Origin of the sequence: Thermoleptolyngbya oregonensis NK1-22 (assembly GCF_032705245.1) — a bacterium.
Classification (GTDB): domain Bacteria; phylum Cyanobacteriota; class Cyanobacteriia; order Elainellales; family Elainellaceae; genus Thermoleptolyngbya; species Thermoleptolyngbya sichuanensis.
In genome coordinates this window covers 2,850,966-2,874,690 of record NZ_CP053540.1, presented here as the reverse complement: position 1 = coordinate 2,874,690, position 23,725 = coordinate 2,850,966, and the positions used below count along the sequence as shown (strand labels likewise).

Genomic DNA, 23,725 nt, shown 5'->3' with positions numbered 1-23,725 from the left:
CACTCCAAAAGTCCCCCTTATTTCTAGCGAAGCGGCGCGTAAGCGCGAGGATTTAGGGGGATCGACTCAAGGCAATCAACGACCGAGAAAGTTTTAAGACACTACCTAGCAGCCGCAGCCCGCGTGGCCACAATCGCCATGCCCGTTGGGGTGTCCATCGGCACAGGCTTCGCTGCAATAATACTTGCCGTCTTTTTGAATGGCCTCTTCCAGGCTGACGATGCACAGGCAAGATTCACAGGCACATTTCATTTGAGTCACAGTTGCAGTCATGACCGGGTTTCTCCTTTCGTCAAATGATTTCGTCAAGTGATCAGTCAAATTATCAAACGAGGTTTTGCGATTGCGCGAGGGCAGTGTCCCTGCGCGGCTCTAAAAACAAGAATAACATATGAACAAGTATTCAGATGTTTTCTGAAAAACTTGAGGCGATCGCCCAAGGCGCTTTCAGGTTCCCTTCTCAAAGCCCAAATAGCCTCGTGGAGTGATCATCCAGCCTTCATGGAAGCGGGTGCTTTGGTTGCCGATGACGACGGTAGTGAGCATGTCGATGGGGCAGTCGAGCAGTTGCCCCAGGGTGGTCAGCGTAATCTGTTCTTCATTGCGATAGGCGGCGCGAACCAGGGCCACGGGCGTATCGACGGCGCGATGGTCTAGAAAAATGCGCTGGGCGATCGCAATTTGCTCCGTCCGCGTTTGCGATTTGGGGTTGTATAGCGCAGTCACAAAATCGGCTGCGGCCGCCGCTGTCAGTCGCCGCTCGATGACGGGCCAGGGCGTAAGCAGGTCGCTGAGGCTGATGGCGCAAAAGTCGTGCATCAGCGGCGCACCCACCCGCGATGCCGCTGCCTGCAAGGCCGAAATGCCAGGAAACACCTGAACTGCGGGCGTTTTGCCGTCCCAGCCCTGGGCCTGGAGTTGTTCCAGTACTAGCCCCGCCATGCCATAGATGCCGCAGTCGCCAGAGGAAATGACCGCCACCGTCAGCCCCCACTGGGCGAGGGCGATCGCCCGCTCGGCCCGCTGCCGCTCCTGGGTAATGGGCAGCGCCTCAACGATTTGCCCCGGATGCAGCAGCGCCGCCACCAGGTTCATATACAGCGAATAGCCAATCACCACATCCGCAGAGGCGATCGCCGCCTGGGCCGCAGGCGTGATTTGCTCCAGTCGTCCCGGCCCCGTGCCCACCAGCCACAGCCTTCCGGTGCGCCCGGTATATTCCTGCTCTGCCTGGGCCACGGCAATGGTCACTGCGCCGGGATGGTCGGGGAGGCGGAAGATTTGCTTGGAAACACGAAGGGGGGCAAAGGTTTGGGGTTGACGGTCACGCTGGCACGTCCGGCTGGCCGCCAGAATCGCGGCGGCTTCGGCGACGCTGGGCGTGCCCACTTCCGACTCGACGACGGCGGAAGGGGTGGGGACGGGGACGGCGCGGAGGGTTTCGGCAGAGAAAGTGAGCAGGGGGAGATGGCGATCGCCACAAAATTCCAGCAGTCCCGCCTCATCTGCCTTGAGGTCGAGGCTGGCCAGGCCAGCGATCGCCCCCTCTGCCAGGTGATGTCGCCGCAGCGTCTCGGCAACGGCAGCTTCGATCACCCCTCGCGGCGTACCCCGTTCGCAGCCCAGGCCCACCCACAGCACGCGGGGATGCCACTGCACCTTGGGACAGTCAGAGGGAACCTCTGCCCCATCCGCAAAGCGCCGCTGAATTGGGCTAATCCACACGCGGGCGGCGGGTTTAGGCAGATTTGGCTGCACCGCTGTCGGGTCGTCCCAGCCAAAGATAAACGGATGACCCGGCGGCAAATGGTCTTGCCACAGCGTTGACCCGGCTTCCTGAATCACCTGCACAGGCTGCTGACGGGCGATCGCCCCGCTCACCCCCGTCCAATCGCCGCTGCCCTTGCGCCAGCCAAACGGTTCCCCCAGCACGTCGATTCCCGGAAGATCCAGGGCATTGGCCCCGCCCGTCAGAATAGGAGTGGCATTGAGCCGGAAGGCGATCGCCCGCGCCAGCCAATCGGCCCCGCCCTGATGCCCCCCGCACAGGCTGATCACCCCCTTACCCGCACCATCCACCACCAGCACCGCCGGGTCAGTCGCCTTGTCTTGCAGCAGCGGGCCAATCAGCCGCACCACCGCCCCCGTCGCCAGCCCAAACACCAAAGCCCGATGCGTTTGCCAGAGCGTGTTAACCAATTCCCTCAGCGTGGTTTGATACACCTCACAGGGCAACTCGTCCGTCGCCAAGTCTGCCGGAACCCAGAGCTTCACCTCGCCGCCCTCCGCCAGCGATCGCAGCGATTTCACAGCAAGGGGAGTGGGGGCGATCGCCGCAATCGGCTGAAAGTCGTGAAATAGCAAAATTCTAAAACCCCAGAGAAGAGAAGAGGGAAGAGGAAAGAACGAAGAGGGAAGAACGAAGAACGAAGAGGGAAGAGGGAAGAACGAAGAGGGAAGAACGAAACATGGATCTTCCTTTTTCCTTCTTCTTTTTTCTCTCTTCTTTCTTTAAATGGGGGTAGTGGGACTTGAACCCACACGACTGTTAAGGTCAACGGATTTTAAGTCCGCAGCGTCTACCATTCCGCCATACCCCCGACTGTTGGGCCGCGCCCAATGAGTAAAGCTTCGCAAGAATCCCGCGAATGCGTTCTATCTATTCTATGACGCGATGCTCCGGCGGGGTCAGAAAATCACTGCCCCGCAATTTCCTGATTCCTATTCCCTGCCCAAAACTTTCCAGAGATGACATCTCCCATACCTTGAGGTCTGGGCACTTTCCGGCAAACTGAGGGTGAGCGCTGTTGCCTCCTGTCCTCTCACTGCAAGTGGCTATGAAAATTTTGGTCATGAACGCTGGCTCCAGCAGCCAAAAGTCCTGCCTGTACGAATTGCCGGAGGCGGCGCTGCCAGAGCATCCGCCGGAGCCGCTGTGGGAAGCGCAAATCGACCTGACCCATGCCGAGGGCGTGGCAGAAATTAAGGTGAAAACGGCGGCAGGCGTGAAAAAAACGGAGAGTTATCCCACCTCGTCGCGGGTTGAGGCCACTCATCACCTGCTGGAAACCCTGTGGACCGGGGATACAAAGGTGATTGATCGCCCCGGTGAAATTGACATGGTGGGGCATCGCGTCGTGCATGGCGGAGAGGACTATCGGGCTAGCGTGTTTGTGACGGCGGAGGTGAAAGCGGCGATCGCCCGCCTAGCCAAGTTTGCCCCCGTCCATAACCCGGTCAATCTAGAAGGGATTGAAACCCTGGAGCAAATTTTGGGCAGCAGCGTCCCCCAGGTTGCCGTATTCGACACGGCTTTTCACGGCACGCTGCCGCCTGCGGCCTACGTCTATCCGGGGCCCTATGCATGGCTAGAACAGGGCATCCGGCGCTACGGCTTTCACGGCACCAGTCACAGCTATTGCGCTCAGCGGGCAGCCCAACTGCTGGGGCGGCCGCTGGCCGACCTGCGGCTGATGATTTGCCATTTGGGAAATGGGGCATCGCTCTCGGCAGTGCGCGGCGGGCAGTGCGTAGACACCACAATGGGCTTTACGCCCCTGGAGGGGCTGATGATGGGCAGCCGTTCGGGTTCGGTCGATCCGGGCATTTTGCTGTACCTCATCCGCGACCTGGGCTATACGCCGGATCAGGTAGACACTATGCTAAACCGGGAGTCGGGGCTGGAGGGCGTGTCGGGCGTGTCGAACGATATGCGGCTTGTGCTAGAGGCGATCGCCCAGGGCAACGAGCGGGCCAAGCTAGCAATCGATGTCTACATTCACCGCCTGCGGTCGCTCATGGGCAGTATGCTAGCGAGTCTGGGCGGGCTGGAGGCGATCGTGTTCACGGCTGGTGTCGGCGAAAACGCGCCCAATATCTGGCAAGCCGCCTGCGAACCGTTCCAATTTCTGGGACTGCGGCTCGACCCTGCCAAGCTCAGCCGCAACCCCGACGATCAGGACATCGCCGCCGCTGATTCCACAGTGCGCGTGCTGATTATCCACACTCAGGAAGATTGGGCGATCGCCCAGGACTGTTGGCACCTGTCGAAAACACTCGTCGGCGTAGAAAATTAACAACCTGGGCGTATTTGCTAACTTTTATTAAGTCCTTTAAGATTGGTGCAGTGAAGGGAATTCTCGCGGGCAAAGCCTGCAAGGAACCGTTCAAAACTTAAAAGCCTTGTTGCAAATGTATCGCTCCGGTCTTTGATAGACTTTTCTTCAGTCCCCGCAACTCGTTACAATACAAACCGATATTCATCTTTGCTCTGACATCACCGCCATATTATGAGTGTAGTTAGCCAGGTCATCCTCAACGCCGACGACGAACTCCGCTACCCCAGCAGTGGAGAACTCAAGAGCATCAGCGAGTTCTTTCAAACCGGAGAACAGCGCGTGCGTATCGCCAATATCTTGGCGGAGAATGAAAAGAAAATTGTGCAAGAAGCCAGCAAGCAGCTCTGGCAAAAGCGCCCCGACTTCATCTCTCCGGGTGGCAATGCCTACGGCGATCGCCAGCGGGCCCTCTGCCTGCGCGACTACGGCTGGTATCTGCGCCTGATTACCTATGGCGTGCTGGCGGGCGACAAGCAGCCCATTGAAAGCATCGGCCTGATCGGCGTGCGCGAAATGTACAACTCTCTGGGCGTTCCCGTTCCTGGCATGGTGGAGTCGATCCGCTGCCTCAAGCGGGCATCCCTGGCGCTGCTGAGCGACGAAGACGCTGCCGAAGCCGCCCCCTACTTCGACTACATCATCCAGGCCATGTCCTAGCTTCGCTTTCCAGTGGCGTGCGATCGAAGGCGTGCAATCGAAAAAGTTTAATATCAGCCTTTGTTCCCTGCGGCGGGCAGAAGTGTTGCACCAAGTAGCATTCCTGCACCTGCGGGGAACAGTTTTTTGGGCATGATGGGGCGATCGGATAATTTTGGATTTTGGATTGGCGATTTTGGATTGGCGATTTTGGATTGAAAATCCAGGTTATGCAAGACTTTCATCTTTTCTCAGATAGCGCTTCTTGAGAGAAATTGATGCCGCGCACTCGAACATCCCACCGCTGAAAATCGTACAAGTGTTCACCACTTCCCACCTTTTGGGGCATCATGATGGAGAGCGATCGCCCTCCCAACACTCCGCGACTCGCTTCCAAAATCCAAAACCCAAAAACCAAAATCCCCCTATCCTCTATGCGTCTCGGCAAAGTCGTCAAATCCAACTCTCACTGTGACTACGTGGTTCAAGTCGATGACAGCATGGACGTGGACAACCCGCCACAGGCCGACGACTACGGCTTTGGCAGCTTTGTAAAGCTGGAGGAACCGGGCGATCGCCACTGGGCCGTCGGGCTAATCTACAACTCGCTGCTGATGAACCCGATGTTTATGAGCAACGGGCCGCGCCTGTCGAGCGAACCCGACCCGCTGTTCACGCCAGATTTAATCACCGAAACCCGCACGCTGCTGGGCGTGGTGCTGGTGGGCTGGATGGCGCAGGACAACGGACAGCCCTACGGCATCCACGGCATTCCCCGCGTGGTCGTCCCTGTCAACACGCCCGTATCGGTCATGACCCAGGACGAAATTTACCGCTTTCACCTCAACCAGGCAGGCAGCCCCCAGTTTTGCTACTATAGCCACCTGCTGCGCTGCGGCGGCAACTTTGCGCCCGCCCTGACCCAGCAAACGCTACAAGAACTGGTCGATAGCCGCCTTTTTTCTGGCCCAGACCAGCGGGCGCTAGAGATTCTCTGCCGAGAGCTGTCCTGGAAAAGCACAATGGGCGCAATGCGTTAAAATTCAGCAGAGCAAAATTTAGCGGCAAAATTCAGCAGCAATCTCCGCTTCATCCCAAACCAGTGGCTGAACGGTCTTAAGCGTCAGCGTTACCCGGCAAACTCCACACCGTGATGTCGGTATTCACGGAAGCGCAGAGAATTTTATGACACCCGTAATGTCACGTCCACAAAAAAATCCGACAGTCCCGAATTGAGTCTGCCGGATTATAGTGTGTTCCCTGTTGATGACTCGGCTAGAGTTGAGTCTCCTTAAGTATGCCGATGCAGGGAGAACTGAAGCGCGATCGCGATCATCTCCAGTTGTGATTTTTGTCACATGCTTCAGTGACGAGTCCGTTCGTTTTTCACCAGTAAAAATCGCTGCACAGCCTGACTGCACAGCGATCCTCCGATGACTTGTATGGTTTCAGCTAGGGCAACCCGCCTGACTGCACTCGCGAGAAAGCATCCTGCGCTGGCAATATGGTCACAAGCAACCAAGGCGTGTTTTAAAGCCCTTCGATCCCCCCTAGCCCCCCTTAAAAAAGGGGGGAACCGAGCCGAACCACTCCGGAGGTCCCCCTTAATAAGGGGTATTTAGGGGGATCGACTTAGGGCAATCAACGGCCTAGAAAGTTTTAAGACACTGCCTAGGCCAACCTAGTCATAGACGACTCGCGCGTCAAACCCTTCTCTCCGAAGCTGCTGATTCACAGCCGCAGCGGCAGAGTAATCGCGGAAAGAACCTGCATTGATGAATGGCCCCCGCAGCGAGTCCGAGTCGCGGTAGGCATCGCGCACAAAGCGACGCACCTGGAACAGTAGCTCATCGCTGCTCCCCGGTATTGCAACCCGGTAGGGACCGCCGTAATGGCCTGGAAACCCTGGGTCGGTCGGGCCGCCGATGTTGGCAGGCACTAGATACTCAGAAGCAATCCAGCCGCCCGTGCCCGCCAGTTCAACCCAGGTCAAACCACCGGAAAATTCCTGCCGTCCAGACAGGCGCACGCGCACCCCATCATCGATACCTGCAACTACCTGCCCATTAGGACGATTACGCACGTTTACGCCAATTCCGCTGTTGGTGCGGACGATCGCCTCGCGCCCCAACCAGTTCCCCGGCGGAATGGGCTGCGACGGGCCGCCGATGCCGCCACCCGACACGAGATAGCCCAGTCCCAGGGCCCGCAGCGTTTCGGGGCCAGCCTGTCCGTCTACCATCAACCCGTTTCGTCGTTGAAATGCGATAACTGCGTTTTCTGTTTCAAGACCGTATACACCATCGGCGAAGATGCCCAGCGCCGACTGAATTGCGGCAACATCTGATCCCTGGCTGCCGAAGCTGTAAACTTGGGCTAGCGCTTCGCCCCCCGTGAGCAAGACGGAGGAGGCGATCGCCATCCCTGCCACCTTCCACAGCAGCGAGCGGGTCACTTGACGAACTTGGGCTTGGCGAGCTTGAATTTGTCCGGCAATGTTTGAGCCAGACCTGAAAGATTTAAGAGCAGAAAGCGTCTGGAGAAAAACGTTGGGCTTCATAGGAGGATTGCTCATTCGTGACTACAAAATTTAGCGGCTGCGAATTTTTCGGGGAGGCCCCTGCTAAAACTGACAACCGTTCAGGACACACCTCAACCTCAATGCGACCTGAGTGCAAGGTCAAGCCTCTGCGGATGCAAATTTTGCACTGGAGCAGAGATAAAAAATACCAGACAATCTTGAGGGGCTAAATGTGCCGATACTTCTGGATTTAGCTACACTGTGAACCGAATGGATTTCGGAACCCTAAAAATAGGACAGGTGGGCTAAAAGTGAAGATGCCACAAACCAAGCTCCGCCGCAGTCAGAGGAGCATTATTTCTACTAGCATATCATTCGGGTTTCGAGCATGAAACGGTTTTTCTTTTCTCGTCGTTTAGCATGGATCATTCCCGTTGCAAGCCTGCTGGCCGGAGCCAGTTCTGCTGTACTAGTCAGCACTATTGAGCAATATACCCAGGCCGAAACGACCGATGGAAAACTATCCGCAGCAGAGCCTTCTTTTGCCCAAGACTCTGCGCCGGATGCCGAAACAGTCAACCCCAATGACGCAGCAGAAAATGCCCAAACCCTGAATTCTTCTGAGCAATCTGACCCTACAAAAAGCGGATCGGACAACTCTTTTTTGCTGCCCAATGGTCGCCCAAGTTTGTCGCCGCTCCCTGCGCCAGCCGAAACCTGGGAATGCGAGGTTGCAGTGGTGGGCGGGTCGCTGGGTGGGGTGGCGGCCGCCTCTCATGCCATGCGGACGGGCGCGAAGACCTGCCTGATTGAGCTAACGCCGTGGATGGGCGGACAGATCAGCTCCCAGGGGGTGTCTGCGGTAGACGAGTCCAGAAACATGCTGGAGCGGAATAATTTTTCGCCAAGCTGGCAGAGCTTCAAGGACTTTATCTTGCAGCAGCCCGTTACGCTACCTGCCTGGACGGGTATCACCGCACCCCTCACAGTCGCCCAGATCAATAGCTGCTGGGTTGGGCGGCTGTGTTTTCCGCCGCAGGTGGGGGCTGTGGTATCGCAGGAGTGGCTCAAGCGGGCGGCGCAATATTCCACAAGCAGCAAGTGGAGCGCGTTTACTGCCTTCAAGGGCGCAGAGTTTGACGAAACAGGACGGTTTATCACCGCGATTTATGCCGTGCGGCGATCGCCCCGGGAATCTGGCTATGTGCCCCAGGGCCGCCCGTCGGTGGAGCTAGCCACTTGGTATGCCTGGGAAGACGATGCCACCTTCCGCAAAACCCCGATCAAGCTCCAGCCGCCGCCCGGAAAGCGGATGATCGTGATTGACGCAACGGATACGGGCGAAGTGGTGGGCTGGGCCAAGGTGCCGCTACGCATTGGTTCCGACTCGCGCAACACCACGGGGGAAACCAACGCCGCCGATTTCGACAATCCAGAATGCACCCAGGCGTTTACCTTTCCCTTTGCAATGGGCATCCGCGCCGATGGCGGCCAGAGCATCAAGACCCTGGAATATGTCCAGTCGTTTTATCCTCGCGCCGAGCATATGCGGGTCTACACGCTAGAAGGCGTGCCGATGTTTCACGGGCGCAGCTTTTTTAACTATCGGCGGATTGTCAGCCTGAATCGCAGCGACCCCTTCTTTGGCAGTCCCGTCCTCAACGACATTACGCTGGTCAACTGGACGCAGGGCAACGACTGGAACTGGATGAATCCGCCGCTAATCCTAACACCCGAAAAGCTCATGCAAACCGGGCAATATCAAAACTGGATGGGCGGCGTGTCGCTGCGGTCTATGCGCCATGCAGAAAATCATGCGCTGATGTTTGCCCATTGGCTCCTGGAGCAGCCGCCCGATCCGGCGCTGCCGTTGGCCTACCTGGCGGGGGCCGATTCCCCAATGGGGACGGTTTCTGGGCTAAGCATGTTGCCCTACATCCGCGAGGGGCGGCGAATCCTGGGGCGATCGGCCTATGGACAGACGGAGTTTATGCTGCGCGAGGCTGACCTGCGGGAAGACATGGAAGGACGAGACTTTCGGGCAACTGCGGTAGGCGTGACCCACTACGATATTGACATTCACGGCTGTCGCTATCGCAACTGGGAGCCGACGGGCGAGGCAGTCAAAGCTTCGGTAAAAGAATATTACATTCGCCCCGTGCAGATTCCCCTCGAAAGCCTGATTCCGCAGGGCGTGGAGAATCTGCTGGTGGGCGGAAAGGCGATCGCCGCCACGCACATCGCCACGGCCATGACCCGCATTCACCACGGCGAATGGACCATTGGCTCGGCGGCGGGGGTGACGGCCGGCTGGCTAGTCGATCAACCTGATTTGCAGCCTGCCCAGATCGTCCCTCAGGGAAAAATGCCGCAACTGCAACAGTACATGATTGAGCAAGGCCTGCGGCTGGATTGGTAGATGCAGTGATCTAGGGGGCAGCGATCCAGGGAAACAGCTAGGGATTGGGAGCGGCTAGGGGTTGACCGATTCCATCTGCCAGCCATCCCTGGTTTCAAAATAGCGATCGCGGCTTTGGGGGTCGCCCCGCAGTTGCAGGTGATCCACTTCGGCCGGAGCCAACAGCAGCAGGCAAAAGGTCGGCAGCGGCGCGGCGGGGTCAGGCGGTGGTGGAGAAAACTCAGCTACGGGGCGGCGCGGTTGGGCGGGATGGGGCCAGGCAAATTGCAGGCGGGCTGCATCCGAGAGGGCCTGCCACTGCTGCTGGCGAGCGTGTTGCAGACCTTCATCAGGATGGGTTTCATCGATCAGCGTTAGCCGCCCCAGCAGGCGAAATTGTTCGCGGCTTTTGGGAAAATACCAGCAGACTTCCCCCCAGGGCTGGTGGGCAATTTGCTCTGGTTTGGCGCTGCGTGTGTCGGTGATGAACTTGAGCTGATCGGTGGGGTCTAGAAATCCGCGAAAGACCACCGTGCGATTGGCGGGGCGACCGTCTGGCCGCACCGTGGCAAGCTGCACATAGCGGGCATAGACGAGCGAACGATTGAGATGCAGAGCGCGGGAAAGGGGCGATCGCCAAGGAGCCATTGGGTTTAAGGTGCAAGAACGCGATGGAGGGATAGCGCACCTAGCCTAGCTTAGCCCTCCAACACCCCAACCTTCTTCTGCTGCCCTCGAACCTTACTCCCGAATCGTCAGCGTGTAGTTAAATTGCTCCCCAGAAACATTGGAGCCGACCCACACACGGTAAGTGCCACCAGCCCAGTCTGTTCCCGACAGCGTGGCATTGGGGGCGCGATTGTTGCCGCTGGCGCAGCGGACGACATTGCCGGGCCCCTGCACAACCAGCGTAGAAACGGCGCGGTTGCTATTGACTTGCAGCGTCAGAGCAGAAAAGTTGCCCTGGAGCGTGATCAGGTGATCTGGAGTAGATGACCCAAAGCCAAGGCAGAGGTTGCCGTCTTTGTCGCGGTTGGCGACGATGCCTGGAAGGGAACTGCTGCCGCCTGTCTGTCCGCGCAGAGTCCCTGCATCTGCGCTAAAGCCAGGGGTCAGGGTCGCGGAGCCAAAGTTTGCGGTCTGGGCAAACGCCCCCATGCCCGTCAGCAGCGCCACACCCAGAACCAGCAGCCCAATCCACCGGGGCGATCGCCCGCCAATCGGGAGTTTCAAGCTAGAAAATCGGAGTTTCGTCACCATGGCCGGATCTCAGAAGCTAGGGTCTAGTAGGGTCTAGCAGTATAGACGGACACAAAGCGGATGGGTTCCCGATTCATTCCCAAATTTGATTGACAGCGATTGATGATTGACGGCTATTCACAGCTATTCACAGCTATCGATAAACCGGGAGCAACACATTAAAAGTAGACCCTTCACCAGGCTTACTTTTCACAGAGATCGAACCGCCGCACTTGAGCAAAAGCTGCTGCACAATAGACAGACCCAGCCCTGCACCGCCAGAGTCCTCACCGCTGCCCGCCTGCCGCACTCGATAGAAGCGGTCAAAGATTTTGGGAATGTCGGCGGCGGCAATGCCAATGCCCGTATCGCGCACTTCAATTTGCACATAATCGCCTTGCAGCTTCGCCAGCACCCACACCCGGCCGCCCTTTGGGGTAAATTTGATGCCGTTGTGCAGCAGGTTAATCAAAATTTGCCGCAGCCAGGGAACCGTACAGGACACAGCAGGCAAATCCTGCGGAACCGTGTAAGCCAGCAAAAGGCCCTTTTCCTGAGCGAGGGGCTGGTACGTGCTGACGATGCCCGGAACCACATCCGACAGGCGCAACGGCTGCGTCACCGCTGTATCGTCCATATTTTCCAACTGCACCAGTTCCAGCACGCTGGTAATTAGCGAACTCTGGCGATCGCACTCGTGGGTCAGCATGTCCATGTAGCGCTGGCGCTGCGGCGGCTTCAGGCTGGGGGAATTGAGCAAGCTCAGCGCGGTTTTCATCGTGGCCAGCGGCGTTCGCAGTTCTTGCCCGACGGTTTTCAAAAACTCGTCCTTCAGGCGAATCGCGTTTTGCAGTTCCTCATTCTCCATTTGCAGCCCGGTGGCGATTTCTGCCTGTCGCCGATAAATCGCGGTGCTGTGCCACATTTCTTCTTGAATTTGCAGTTGCTTGGCCAGCAGTTGCCCGACAATGCGGGTATTCGGCGTAATGCTGGCAGCCGTTAGCACCCACTCCTCCCAGTGCTTCACCAGGGACTCCAAATCAGCCCGAACCACCTCAGGAGCCTCGGCAGGGGCGATCGCCTGATGAATGCCCTCCAGCACCCGGCAAATCGTGTCCGATTCAAATGTATAAATCGCCAGCAGGGGATGTCGCCGCTCGATGTCTTCATCAGAGTTGGGGGATAACTCTTCGAGCCAAAGCGGCCGCTCCGGCGGGCTACTATCTGGCTTGGACGGGCGCACCGAGCGCGGCCGATGGGCCAAGATCAGTCCGCAAAACTCCTCCGTCATCACTAGCAGCAGATACTCCCGCTTAAACTGGCTCTCGGTTCTCAACGGCAGAACAACGCGCTGAGACTGGGCCGCCACATTCAGCAAGGTCGGTTGCGGCTGATGCGTCAAAACTGGAGAATCCGCAGCGGGGCTGTCTACCAGGCCTGCCAGTTCGGCAGCCGTCAGATCAGACACCTGATCCAGGTGCGACAGGTGCCCAGAAGATGCTGGCGGCGTTGCAGCCTCTGCCAAATCACCCTGGCTATTGCCGAGGGTATAGAGCGTATAGGGCGCGGTCGCCGCCGTGCAATAGCGAGTAATTTCCGACTCCCAGGTGTCGCCCTTGGGAAACTTGAGCCAGAGCGTCGCGGGCAAATGTTCTTCGATCAGCAGATCGAGAATTGCCGTCAGCATCGACTTGAACGTCGTGGGGCTAACCTGGAGCGGATGCAGGGGACGCTCAGAACTGAGGGCTAGTTCATAGAGCGAGGCTTCGGAGGAGCGTGGCGATTTCATGGGGGTGAAATTCTATGGGGTAAGCACTAGATGCATTGGAGCATCTCCAACCAGATCGGAGTCGTCTCCAAGCAGAGCGGAGCAGCAGCGCCCCACAGTCTAAATTCCCTGACGTTGAATCAGTCAATTGCGAATAAGTCATAGGACTTACGCACTTGCGATTAAACTTTTTGGGTTTTGGACGATTTCTCGCGGTCGCAGCCTGCGAGAAATCGTCCAACTGCGTAAGTCCTAAGTCAATGGCTCTGGCTAATTTCCAGTTTATTAAAGAAAAGGCTCATGATCAGGAGTATGGGGGTTGGGGCATGGCTTGGCGACCCTCTTGCGTTAGATTTTTGGGCTAAATTTAGGCTAAATTTAGGCTGAATTTTTTGGGGCTGAATTTTTCGGGTTGGATTTTCGGGGCTAGGCAGGATTGAGCGAAAGCCGCTCCATCAGGGCTACACGAGCCTGTTCGCGGTCGTCAAAGTGAACTTTTTCCGTGCCAAGAATCTGGTAATCTTCATGGCCTTTGCCTGCAATTAGCACGCCGTCACCGGGCTGCGCCTCCAGAATGGCTTTGCGGATGGCGGCAGCGCGATCGCCCATCACCGTTGGACTGATGCTGGCCGGAATGCCCGCCACCACATCTTGCAAGATTCGCTCTGGGTCTTCGGTGCGGGGGTTGTCCGAGGTGACCACGACCCAATCCGCCAGTTCAGCGGCGATCGCCCCCATTTTGGGCCGCTTGGTGCGATCGCGATCGCCGCCGCAGCCAAACACGCAGATCATCCGCCCCTGGATAAACGGGCGCGACGCTTTCAGCAAGTTCTCCAAACTATCCGGCGTGTGGGCATAGTCCACAATCACGCTGATATCTTGCGAGGGCGACACCTGCACCTGCTCGACGCGGCCGGGCACACCAGAGAAGGTGGCAAGGGACTGGGCGATCGCCTCTAAATCCAGACCCAGATGCAGCCCCGCACCCACCGCCGCCAGCAAATTTGCCAGGTTAAACTGGCCCACCAGCGGCGAGGCAAACGGCACGTCGCCCAGCGGCGTATGCAGCACGCCCCGCACGCCCGCAGACTCGTAGACCAGATCGCTCGTCCACAGATCCGCACTAGAATCTTGCGTGCTGTAGGTCCACACCGACTGACCCGCCAGCCCCGCCGCCAGCCGCTTCCCGTAGGGGTCGTCCAGATTCACCACGGCCCGCCCTTGCAGATAGCCGGGGCTAAACAGCAGCGCCTTGCTGGAGAAATAGTCCTCCATATCTTTGTGATAGTCGAGGTGATCCTGCGTCAGGTTAGTAAACACTGCCACCTCAAAGGGACATTCCAGCACGCGCCCTTGGGCCAGCGCGTGGGAACTGACTTCCATTACGGCATATTCCGACCCCGCCGCCCTTGCCGCCGCCAGTTGTCCCTGAAGTTCCAGCGCAAAGGGCGTGGTGTGCAGCGCCGTTTGCTGATGCCCCCGCCAGCGGGTGTAAAGCGTACCCAACAGCGCTACGGGCAACTGCGCCTGCGCCAGAAAATGCTCGATCAGGTGGGTGGTGGTGGTTTTGCCGTTAGTGCCCGTCACGCCGATCAGCTTCATCGCCTGGGCCGGGTAGCCGTAGAACGCCGCCGCCAGCCGCGCCGAGGCCCGCGCCACGTTCGCCACGGGAATGATGCAGTCGTCGGTAGTGGGCGGTTTTTTCTGCACAGCGTTTTCGGACACCACAGCGGCGATCGCCCCTGCCGCCAGCGCACTCTGCCAAAATTCTCCCCCGTCCACCCGCGTCCCCGGCATCCCGATAAATAGATCGCCGGGTTTGCAAGCGTGAGAATTCGTTGCCAGCCCTGTTACCTCAGCGTTCAGCGCCCCATGTTCCGGCAGTTGCAGGCTTTCCGGCAGCGCCCGCAGCAGTTCCACCAACTTCATTCCGCCAAGCCTCCCAAACAGCACATTTGCGATTTCGCATCTCGATTTCTGCTTATTTGAAAGTGTAAAGGGTGATCACGCCTGCGGAACGCTTTTTATCAGGTTGGATCAGGGCAGACCACATGAGCAGGCTAAATTGTGAAGTCTTTGCTAGCGTGAACAGACTTTTTCAAAATTGGATGGCAGATTGATGGGATGCAGGCAGGATTGCAAAGTTGCAAAACCAGCCTGTAACCCAGCCTATAAACAAGCTTATGAGCCAGCTTGTGAGCCAACATTAGCCAGTTTGTGAACCAGTTTTGAAAATCACTTAGACAAGTAGACAAGCATTCGCGGATGAGTAATGACAAGCAATGGTGGGCTGCGGGAGCCAATCAGATCAACCGCTGGCTGGTGCAAAACCAACTGCGATCGCTCGATGAGGCCTATCGCGGCGCGCTGCAAATTCAGGAGCTAGAACGTCAATACTTTGGGGGCGATCGCATCGCCTTTCGCGCCAACCTCAGCAAGACGGTGTTTGATTATGTCAAAACGAAGCGCGATCGCCAACTGCTGCGCGTGCGGGCAAATCTCGCTCGATTTCGCCTGACCAGCTTTTTGCAAAATGCCGATGCCGCCTCCGAAACGACTGCGCCGACCGCTCAGGAACAGCAAATTTTAGAAAAACTGGGCTTCATTGAACTGGTCGTCGGCAAATATCGCGACCTAGACGACGCGCTTGATCAGATGGTGGCAGACGCAGAGAGCGCCCCGACATCTGATGCAACCCTTGCTACTTCAGGGTTCGACAAGCTGCCCAAAGACCTGCGAACCAACCCCAGCAAAGCCCCCAGCCCCAAACCACTGATCCCCACACGCTCCGGCGGAATGAACGGCTCCGACTCGATCCTGAATCGGCTGTCCTCCATTGGCAAGGAACTGGGCAAAGAGCTAAGCCCGCTGTCAGAGCAGGAAGTCGTCACCGAGCTACGCCTGCGCCGCAAGCAAAACCGCATCGCCCTGCGCTGGCTAGCAGTCTTGCTGCTGATGCCTCTGCTGACTCAAATTTTGATGAAAAACCTGGTCTTCGAGCCGCTGTTTGGCAGCTACAGCGATCGCCATCCTTCCGCCGTTGAACTCAGCACCGAAATTGAGGAGGAATTCCTTGCCGAATTTAGCGAATACCGAGAAGCCCTAGAAATTCAGCGCCTGCTGAAAAACTATCAGCCGCCCGCCGCAGAACCCTCGCAGGGCAGCTTTTGGCAGCGCAAACGCTCCTTTTTCAACCAGGCGCTTGAAAATAAAACCCTGACGCGCTCTTCTGTCGGCCTGTTGGCTGCTTCCCCCAACAGCCTACCGACCGAGACCGCTCCTCTGCTGGATGGGCGATCGCCCGGCATAGCTCCAGGGCCCAGCATAGCTCCAGGGCCCAGCATAGCTCCAGGGATGGCCCACGGCAGCCCATCGCGCGGCATCATCGTGACAACTGACCTGCCCAACTCACCCGAACTCCGCACAGATCTCGAGGAGGAAGCCCGCGAGTATGAACAGGCGCTGCAAGAAAAAGCCGTCGAGCTATGGCGCGAAGCCCGCGAAAAGCAGCTTGACGGCCTCAAAAACGTGCTGGCCGACCTAACCTCGGTTTTGGTGCTGGTGGGGCTGGTCTACTTTGGGCGCGATCGCCTCCGGCTATTGGGCAACTTTACCAACCGCACCTTCCTCACCCTCAGCGACCCCGCGAAAGTGTTCCTGTTTATCCTGGTAACGGATATTTTCGTCGGGTTCCACTCTGCCGAGGGCTGGGAAGTCATCCTCGAAGGCGTGTTTCGTCACTTTGGGCTACCCGAAAGCAAAGTCTTTATCAACGGCTTTATCGCCACAGTGCCCGTGTTTATTGATTCCTGCATCAAGTTCTGGATTTTCTCCTACCTGACGCGCTACTCGCCCTCGGCTTCGGCAATCTATGAGCGGATGAACACGTAGGAAAAAAAGGAAGAACGAAGAGGGAAGAGCGAAGAGGTTTCGGTTTTCGTTCTTCGATTTTCGTTCTTCGTTCTTCCCTTTTCCCTTCACCTTACTGGCTCTACCCGCACCTCGACCCGACTCGGATTGCCCCCGGTGATGACGGGATAGGTCTGGGAACTGGCCAGGGCGATCGCCCCATTGATCAGAACGCGGGCGCGAACGGCGTAGCGATGATTGTCCTGAATCAGCGCTGGGTCGTAAAGAATTTCAAAATTCAGCGGCATCTGTCGCCCGTTGGTGCGAATCGTCTGCTCTGCTAGCACCACAATAGACGCACTGGCCCGTGTCAGATCCAGCAGTTGCACGCTAAGAATGGCATTGGGTGGGAGGGCGCTGCGCTGGAGCGAGACGACCGCGCCGCTGACGGAGGCCTGGGCCTGGGGGTCGTCGGGGGGCAGCTCGGGCAGTAGCTCGGGTGACGATTCCGACGGCAATTCTGGTGTGGCATCCGGCGTAGTCTCTGGGAAAACCTCTGGAGCCGGGGTTTGGGCGATTCGCGAAGCGATCCCTGCGGGCATCGCCCCCGTCCCAACCAGTAGGCCAAGCAGCAGAGGAACTAGAGACAATCCAACTTGCGGTGGCATCACAGGCATATTGCTCACAGCGCACACTTTAGGGGGCTTTGGGTTGGCATAGTCTATGAAAGATCGACCCAGCCAGTCAAGTTTAGTCCATGCCCCGATGTTACTTCTCCTGGCCGGAGCTACGAATGAAATTGCTGACAGCCCCGCAGACGCTTTGCGGGCAATCCAAAATCGCAAATCCAAAATCGCAAATCCAAAATCCAGAATCGATCCGATTGCTGTCCCTAGCAGGCGGGGCTAACCGCAGACGCGCTGGGCGCAGCAGGCACAGACGCAGGCATGGGTTGTAGGCTGTAGCCCACCAGGGGTACACCTTTGCAAAAGATCCCCAGACGAGGGCGCATTTCAAACGCTGCCTCTGTTCCGGCGTTAAATTCCGTCTCGGTGAGCAGCATCAGTCCATTGGCGCTGGGAATGAGTTGGACAGGGGTTTTGCGAGAGCGCGAAACCAGTAGATGGGTGGGTTGGAACATGATAAGAACCTCAGAGATAGATAGGAGAAAAGATGTCAGCAAAAGATGTCAGAGATATCAGAAAAAGTCAGCGGACAGGATTGGAGTTGTCGAGCGTTGACCCCGTCCTGGGCGATCGCAACTCGCACATGAATCGCGAATGAATAACAGTATCCAGCCCTAGCCCAGGCATGACGAGGGTTTTGCAGGTGTGGAATGTTGCCCAAATCGGATGGGTTTTCCGCAGACCGAACCCAGACCGCACCGCACCACGGACGGTCTACCGCACCCGATTTCTATCCAAAGGGAGGTTTTGTGCCCCCTTTTACTTCAGTACGATTCACAAGGTTGAATAGTTCCAAAAGACTCCTATGCAGTGTCTTAGAAACTTTCTAGGTCGCTGATTGCCCTAAGTCGATCCCCCTAAATCCCCCTTATTAAGGGGGACTTCCAGAGTGGTTCGGCTCGGTTCCCCCCTTGTTAAGGGGGGCTAGGGGGGATCGAAGGGTCTTAAAACACTCCCTTGTCATCAGTTCCCCGGAAGCTTTGAAAAGTAAGGGGGCTAAGGGGGGATCGAAGGGTCTTAAAACACGCCCTTGTCCTGCACCTTGACGACCGAAACAGTATCTAGATATTCCAACTCTCTTCCGACTCGCTGGTCATCTCTCTTGGCATCGCGCTGGGCATCGCGTTCCAGGGCAAGCAACTCCTTATCCCCCCTTACTCCTCCGGGTAGATACGGTTATCCTCCCTGCTGTCGAGGCGGAAATGCGGATACATTGGAACTACGGAGTACATAAAAATTCATATGCACCAGTATTGGGACTGCATGAACCGCTGAATACTCGCGGCATGTGCTTCTGACGGGGAGCCAGTTGGCAAACCGGGCAAACCTCATTCAAGGTTCTGAGGATGTTTGAGTATTTCACTGAAAAAGCGATCGCCGTGGTGATGGCGGCCCAGGAAGAAGCTCGTCGGCTGGGACACAACTTCGTTGGCACCGAGCAAATCCTGCTGGGGCTGCTGCTGGTAAAAGACCACATTGCAGCAGACGTGCTGACCGATTTGGGCGTGACCGTGGAGGCCGCCCGCCACGAGGTCGAAAATATTATTGGGCGCGGGTCTGGCTTCGTACCGCCCGAAATTCCCTTTACCCCCAAGTCAAAACGAGTCTTTGAGCAAGCGTTCCAGGAGTCTCGCCGCCTCGACCAGCGTCATGTGGGGACTGAGCATCTGCTGCTGAGCCTGGCCCAGGAACAGGAAAGCGTCGCTGCGAAGGTGCTAGAAAACCTGGGTGTCAATTTGGATCAACTGCGAACCACGGTGATTCGCGCCGTGGGCGAAGTGGCCGAAGTGCCCATCGGCGGCAATGCCAAGCGCAACAGCCCCAATAGCCGCAAGCCTAAAATGCTGCAAGAGTTTGGCACCAACCTGACAGAGCTAGCCGCCGAGGGCAAGCTCGACCCGATGGTGGGCCGCCAAAAAGAAGTGGAGCGGGTGGTGCAAATTCTCGGTCGCCGCAGCAAGAATAATCCGGTGCTAATTGGGGAGCCGGGTGTGGGCAAAACGGCGATCGCCGAAGGGCTGGCCCAGCGCATCGTGAATCAGGACGTGCCTGACCTGCTGCTAGAGCGCCAGGTCATCAGCCTCGACATGGGCACGCTGCTGGCAGGAACTCGCTTCCGGGGCGACTTTGAAGAACGCCTCAAGCAAATCATGCAGGAGGTGCGCGAGGCAGGAAACGTCATCCTGGTGATCGATGAGATTCATACCCTGGTGGGGGCAGGTTCGCTAGAAGGCGGCATGGACGCAGCCAACCTGCTGAAGCCTGCCCTAGCGCGGGGCGAGTTGCAGTGCATCGGTGCCACCACGCTAGACGAATATCGCAAGCATATCGAGCGGGATGCTGCGCTCGAACGCCGCTTTCAGCCCGTGATGGTGGAACCGCCAACGGTGCTGGAAACGGTGGAGATTTTGCGGGGTCTGCGCCAGCGTTATGAGCAGCACCACAACCTGCTGATTTCGGACGAAGCGCTGGTCGCAGCGGCCACCCTGAGCGATCGCTACATTACCGATCGCTTTCTGCCGGACAAAGCCATCGACCTGATCGACGAGGCTGGCTCCCGTGTCCGCTTCCGCTATTCGGCCCAGGCTCCTACGCGGGAGCTAAAGCAGGAGCTACGCCGCGTCCTTGCTGAGAAAAACGCTGCCGTGCAGGAGCAGGACTTTGACAAAGCCACCCAACTGCGCGATCGCCAGCGCGAGCTAGAGGCACAGATCAGGGTGCAGGGTGCAGGAGTCCGAGATCAGGCGGTGGGGATGATTGAACCGTCCTCTCTTCTTGGTTCCCCTGCTCTTCCTGCCCCCTCACCAACGGTCACTGCCGAGGATATTGCTCAGGTGGTCGAATCCTGGACAGGCGTTCCGGTAAACAAGCTGACGGAATCGGAATCTATCTCGCTGCTGCATCTGGAAGAACGGCTGCACGAGCGAGTCATTGGGCAAGATGAGGCAGTGAAGGCCGCAGCACGGGCCATCCGGCGATCGCGCGTGGGGCTGAAGGATCTGGATCGGCCCATCGCTAGCCTGTTCTTCTCTGGGCCGACGGGCGTGGGCAAGACAGAGCTAACCAAGGCGCTGGCGGCGGCCATCTTCGGGTCGGAGGAGGCGATGATCCGACTGGATATGTCGGAATTTATGGAGCCGCATACGGTGTCGAAGCTGGTCGGTTCGCCCCCAGGCTACGTGGGCTACGACGAAGGCGGTCAACTGACGGAAGCCGTCCGCCGCAAGCCCTATACGGTGGTGCTGTTCGATGAAATCGAAAAGGCCCATCCCGACGTGTTCAACATCCTGCTGCAACTGCTGGAGGATGGTCGCCTGACGGATTCTAAGGGGCGCACGGTCAGCTTTAAGAACACGCTGATCATCTTCACCTCCAACATCGGTTCTCGCGCCATCCAAAAAGGCGGCAGCGGGCTAGGCTTTGAGCTTGGCGAAGGCGACTCGCAGTATACCCGGATGCGCGATCGCATCAACGACGAGCTAAAGCAGTCCTTCCGCCCTGAGTTGCTGAACCGCTTGGACGAAATCATCGTCTTCCGCCCGCTCACTCGCGACGAGGTGACGCAGGTGGCCGACCTGATGATCCGAGAGGTGAATCAGCGTCTCAGCGAACAGGGCATGGCGCTCATCGTCACCGATGCCGTCAAAGAGCGGCTGCTGGCAGAGGGCTATGACCCTGCCTACGGAGCGCGACCCATGCGCCGAGCCGTCACCCGCCTGCTGGAGGACGCGCTGGCGGAGGGAATGCTGACGGGCGAAATCCGCGCAGGCGACACAGCTATTGTTGATCTGGACGACGATGGACAGATCCGCGTTCGCCGCCAGGATGTGCCAGTGCTGCAATCCGTCAATTAAGTCCGTTAAGTCCGTTCATTAATCAAGTTAATGAAAAGGCATTGCTCCCGCAGGGCCGACTTGACTTGTCGCCTCCCATGCGGGAGCAATCGTCCGGACTATCGACCGCAAGGAGCGTATGCACTGAACAAGGAGCGTATGCACTGAAACTGAGCGCCAAAATATCGAAATGATGAGGCGTGATTTCGGCGATTTCTTTTGGTGATTTCTTTTGGCGATTTCTTTTGGCGATCTGTCGAGTCATCGTCTAAGCTATGCTCAGTATTTAACGATAGTGCTGGAATTAACCTTGCTGAAGCTGAAATTGATGGTGTTGAAGCGTTTTCCTCTCTTGGCTCTGCCGTTTGTGTTGGGTGCAGGGTTTTGGGCGCGTCCGGCGATCGCCCAGGCGTTGATTCCCCATGTGCCCCAGTTGGACTATGCCCGCATGGAGCAGCAGGGGCTGAGTCTGGCGCAGGAAGCGGCGCAACTCGCGCAGTTTCAGCAGTATGAACTGGCGCTAATTCGGGCACAGTTGGCGACGCAGCTTGTGCCGCAAAATGGGCAGGTGTGGGCGCTGCTGGGCAGTCTGTATCTGCAAGTGGGCCAGGGCGACAAGGCGATCGCCCCCCTGCTCAAGGCCGAGTCCCTTAGCCGAGAAGACCCGGCGATCTTGTTTGCCCTGGGCACGGCCTATTTTCGCGCCGAGAACTATGCCCGCTCTGCCGAATACCTGCGAAAAGGACTGGCACTAAAGGACGACGAACCCGGTGCCTGGTTTGACCTGGGCAATGCCTACTACATGCAAAAGCGCTACGCCGACGCAATCGAGAGCTACGAAAAGTCGGTCGAGCTTCAGGAAGATTTTTGGCCGTCCATCAACAACATCGGGCTGGTGCTGTATGAAATGGGCGATATCGACGGGGCGCTGGAAAAATGGCGCGAGGCGATCGCCATCGACGGAACGCAGGCCGAGCCGCAACTCGCAGTCGCTGTGGCGCTGTTTGTGCAGGGCAAGCAGGAAGAAGCGCTGGCGATGGGCGAAGCCGCCCTCAACCTGGACGATCGCTACGCCGAGATCGACTTTTTGCGGGAAAACCTGTGGGGCGATCGCCTGATTGAGCAAACCCGACGATTCCTCCAGCTTCCCCGGATGCGCGAGACGCTGGCGCAGATTCGGCAGTCAGGAGGTTAGGGCGAGGGAGGGGGGAAAGAGGAAAGAACGAAGAGGAAAGAACGAAGAGGGAAGAACGAAGAGGGAAGAGCGAAGAGGGAAGAACGAAGAGGGTCTGTTTTTCGTTCTTCATTTTTCGTTCTTCGTTCTTCATTTTTTCGCCCCTCCCCCCATTACCCAACTCTTGGTCGCTGAGCTGGTCTGGGAAATAGCGTGCGGAGCGTGCGATCGCGCCCATGTAGTGTTTCGTAGAAGAAGAACGACACGCCCGCAAAGCCCTGCTGCCGCACGGCAAAGACCTGCTGGCGGATTACTTCTGGGCGGGCGGGACGATCTTTGAGTCCGGCTAGGATGCCGATGGCAACGGGGATGTGGCTCCGGGCTTCGACGATTTCGGGGCGGCTGAGTTCGGCTGCAAAGCTGGACAGGTTATCCCGATAGATTTGAATAATCAGTTCTTCTACATAGCCGCGCCGCTCCCAGGTCTTCCAGTCTTGCAGATAGTGGCGATAGGCGTAGTCCTGGGTGTTGGGCGACAGGGCCACCAGGCAGTCGGGGCGGTAGGATTTCACGGTTTCAAACAGGCGCACCATCAGAGCAGAGATGCGGCTGGCTCGCCAGCGTGTCCATTCAGCATCGTAGGGATTGGCGGGCGGCGACTGGCCCTGATGCTCTTGCTGGTAGAGCCGGATGGTGTACGGGTCATAGCCCAGTTCGGCGGGCAGCCCAAAGTGGTCGTCCAGTTGCAGCCCATCGATTTCATAGTTGGCGGCGAGTTCGGCAATTAGGCTCAAGATGAATTCCTGCACCTGCGGATGGAATGGGTTCATCCAGACGCGGGGCCAGATCCCTTCCATGACCACCTGAGAGCCATCGCGCCGCTGCGTCAGCCAGTCGGGATGCCGTCGCGCCAGTTCCGAATCGGCCGGAGCCATAAAGCCAAACTCGAACCAGGGAACCACGGCCATGCCCAGGCGATGTCCCTGCTGCACGGCTTCAGCGAGCATATCGCGCTGCTGCAACCCAGAGTGGGGGTCTACCCGTCGCCCAATGACGCGCTCGGCCGTGGCGCTGGGATACAGCGTGTAGCCCCAGTTCCAAACGGTGGGATAGATCGTGTTGAAGTGGAGGCGGGAAAGGCGGCGGAGTCCCTCGGAGAGGCGATCGCTCGAAAACAGCACATCGCTGTCGATGTTGGTGAGCCAAACGCCCCGCAGTTCCGTGGTGGGCAGCGCAGCCTGGGCCATCCCGCCCAGCGGCAAGTGCAGCAGCATAGACAGCGCCAGACCCAGCGCGATTAGCCTCGTGCGCCAGGAGCGAAACGGCCGCCGCTGAAAAGCCGTGAACACGCTGGCAGGAAAGGCCGAAAAAGGAGGTGCTTGCAGGAAATCGGAATAGAACTGTCGAAATTTCACGATTTGTCGTGGGATTGACTTTTTTGATTGGCTTTGCAGATAGATTTTAGGATTTCTCTACTCAAACAGAAGTTCCCACGACAAGTTG

Annotated in this window: 18 protein-coding genes and 1 tRNA gene; 7 read left to right on the top strand and 12 right to left on the bottom strand. The window is 57.8% G+C overall.

The window, feature by feature from the left end; all coding sequences use genetic code 11:
• Window positions 1-105: 105 nt before the first annotated feature.
• From HNI00_RS12300 to HNI00_RS12290, 3 genes are all read right to left on the bottom strand, one after another.
• Window positions 106-273: a metallothionein gene (locus tag HNI00_RS12300; protein ID WP_277773412.1), complete on the bottom strand. Its 168-nt coding sequence runs from the start codon at window positions 271-273 to the stop codon at window positions 106-108.
• 174 nt (window positions 274-447) lie between these two features.
• Window positions 448-2,367: a precorrin-3B C(17)-methyltransferase gene (cobJ, locus tag HNI00_RS12295; protein WP_420156355.1), complete on the bottom strand. Its 1,920-nt coding sequence runs from the start codon at window positions 2,365-2,367 to the stop codon at window positions 448-450.
• Window positions 2,368-2,516: 149 nt separating this feature from the next.
• Window positions 2,517-2,600 (bottom strand) — tRNA-Leu (locus HNI00_RS12290).
• A gap of 237 nt (window positions 2,601-2,837) precedes the next feature.
• On the opposite strand from HNI00_RS12290, the gene HNI00_RS12285 reads away from it, so the two are divergent.
• From HNI00_RS12285 to HNI00_RS12275, 3 genes are all read left to right on the top strand, one after another.
• Window positions 2,838-4,076 (top strand): acetate kinase, encoded by a 1,239-nt coding sequence (locus tag HNI00_RS12285; RefSeq protein WP_316786552.1) that lies wholly within the window; start codon window positions 2,838-2,840, stop codon window positions 4,074-4,076.
• A 213-nt stretch (window positions 4,077-4,289) separates the two neighbouring features.
• A complete protein-coding gene (gene apcD / locus HNI00_RS12280) occupies window positions 4,290-4,775 on the top strand; it encodes an allophycocyanin subunit alpha-B (protein WP_068507529.1) in 486 nt (161 codons plus the stop codon).
• Window positions 4,776-5,188: 413 nt separating this feature from the next.
• Complete coding sequence (locus tag HNI00_RS12275) at window positions 5,189-5,794, top strand: DUF8166 family protein (RefSeq protein WP_172358222.1); 606 nt, start codon at window positions 5,189-5,191, stop codon at window positions 5,792-5,794.
• 641 nt (window positions 5,795-6,435) lie between these two features.
• Here HNI00_RS12275 and HNI00_RS12270 read toward each other — a convergent pair.
• Window positions 6,436-7,314 (bottom strand): peptidoglycan-binding domain-containing protein, encoded by an 879-nt coding sequence (locus HNI00_RS12270; protein WP_316786548.1) that lies wholly within the window; start codon window positions 7,312-7,314, stop codon window positions 6,436-6,438.
• 349 nt (window positions 7,315-7,663) lie between these two features.
• Between HNI00_RS12270 and HNI00_RS12265 the strand changes: the two genes are divergently transcribed.
• Window positions 7,664-9,694, top strand: a complete 2,031-nt coding sequence (locus tag HNI00_RS12265; RefSeq protein WP_316786546.1) for an FAD-dependent oxidoreductase — start codon at window positions 7,664-7,666, stop codon at window positions 9,692-9,694.
• 54 nt (window positions 9,695-9,748) lie between these two features.
• On the opposite strand, the gene HNI00_RS12260 is transcribed toward HNI00_RS12265, so the two are convergent.
• The 4 genes from HNI00_RS12260 to HNI00_RS12245 all read right to left on the bottom strand — a co-directional run bounded on the left by HNI00_RS12260 (window position 9,749) and on the right by HNI00_RS12245 (window position 14,609).
• Window positions 9,749-10,321, bottom strand: coding sequence for an Npun_F5749 family FMN-dependent PPOX-type flavoprotein (locus HNI00_RS12260; protein WP_316786544.1), 573 nt, complete (start codon window positions 10,319-10,321; stop codon window positions 9,749-9,751).
• A gap of 93 nt (window positions 10,322-10,414) precedes the next feature.
• Window positions 10,415-10,933, bottom strand: coding sequence for a hypothetical protein (locus tag HNI00_RS12255; RefSeq protein WP_316786542.1), 519 nt, complete (start codon window positions 10,931-10,933; stop codon window positions 10,415-10,417).
• A 133-nt stretch (window positions 10,934-11,066) separates the two neighbouring features.
• A complete protein-coding gene (locus HNI00_RS12250) occupies window positions 11,067-12,701 on the bottom strand; it encodes an ATP-binding protein (RefSeq protein ID WP_316786540.1) in 1,635 nt (544 codons plus the stop codon).
• Window positions 12,702-13,106: 405 nt separating this feature from the next.
• The gene (locus HNI00_RS12245; protein ID WP_316786538.1) at window positions 13,107-14,609 is read right to left on the bottom strand and encodes a UDP-N-acetylmuramoyl-L-alanyl-D-glutamate--2,6-diaminopimelate ligase; all 1,503 of its coding nucleotides are present in this window, start codon (window positions 14,607-14,609) and stop codon (window positions 13,107-13,109) included.
• A 336-nt stretch (window positions 14,610-14,945) separates the two neighbouring features.
• On the opposite strand from HNI00_RS12245, the gene HNI00_RS12240 reads away from it, so the two are divergent.
• Complete coding sequence (locus HNI00_RS12240; RefSeq protein ID WP_316786536.1) at window positions 14,946-16,571, top strand: hypothetical protein; 1,626 nt, start codon at window positions 14,946-14,948, stop codon at window positions 16,569-16,571.
• 86 nt (window positions 16,572-16,657) lie between these two features.
• On the opposite strand, the gene HNI00_RS12235 is transcribed toward HNI00_RS12240, so the two are convergent.
• The 3 genes from HNI00_RS12235 to HNI00_RS12225 all read right to left on the bottom strand — a co-directional run bounded on the left by HNI00_RS12235 (window position 16,658) and on the right by HNI00_RS12225 (window position 18,355).
• Window positions 16,658-17,179, bottom strand: coding sequence for a YbaY family lipoprotein (locus HNI00_RS12235; protein WP_316786534.1), 522 nt, complete (start codon window positions 17,177-17,179; stop codon window positions 16,658-16,660).
• A 242-nt stretch (window positions 17,180-17,421) separates the two neighbouring features.
• Complete coding sequence (locus HNI00_RS12230; RefSeq protein WP_316786532.1) at window positions 17,422-17,670, bottom strand: hypothetical protein; 249 nt, start codon at window positions 17,668-17,670, stop codon at window positions 17,422-17,424.
• A 562-nt stretch (window positions 17,671-18,232) separates the two neighbouring features.
• On the bottom strand, window positions 18,233-18,355 hold the full coding sequence (locus HNI00_RS12225) for a hypothetical protein (RefSeq protein ID WP_316786530.1): 123 nt from the start codon (window positions 18,353-18,355) through the stop codon (window positions 18,233-18,235).
• 206 nt (window positions 18,356-18,561) lie between these two features.
• Between HNI00_RS12225 and HNI00_RS12220 the strand changes: the two genes are divergently transcribed.
• A complete protein-coding gene (locus tag HNI00_RS12220; protein ID WP_316786528.1) occupies window positions 18,562-21,069 on the top strand; it encodes an ATP-dependent Clp protease ATP-binding subunit in 2,508 nt (835 codons plus the stop codon).
• A gap of 310 nt (window positions 21,070-21,379) precedes the next feature.
• A complete protein-coding gene (locus HNI00_RS12215; protein WP_420156354.1) occupies window positions 21,380-22,243 on the top strand; it encodes a tetratricopeptide repeat protein in 864 nt (287 codons plus the stop codon).
• A 152-nt stretch (window positions 22,244-22,395) separates the two neighbouring features.
• On the opposite strand, the gene HNI00_RS12210 is transcribed toward HNI00_RS12215, so the two are convergent.
• Window positions 22,396-23,637: a glycoside hydrolase family 10-like protein gene (locus HNI00_RS12210; protein ID WP_316786523.1), complete on the bottom strand. Its 1,242-nt coding sequence runs from the start codon at window positions 23,635-23,637 to the stop codon at window positions 22,396-22,398.
• Window positions 23,638-23,725: the final 88 nt, after the last annotated feature.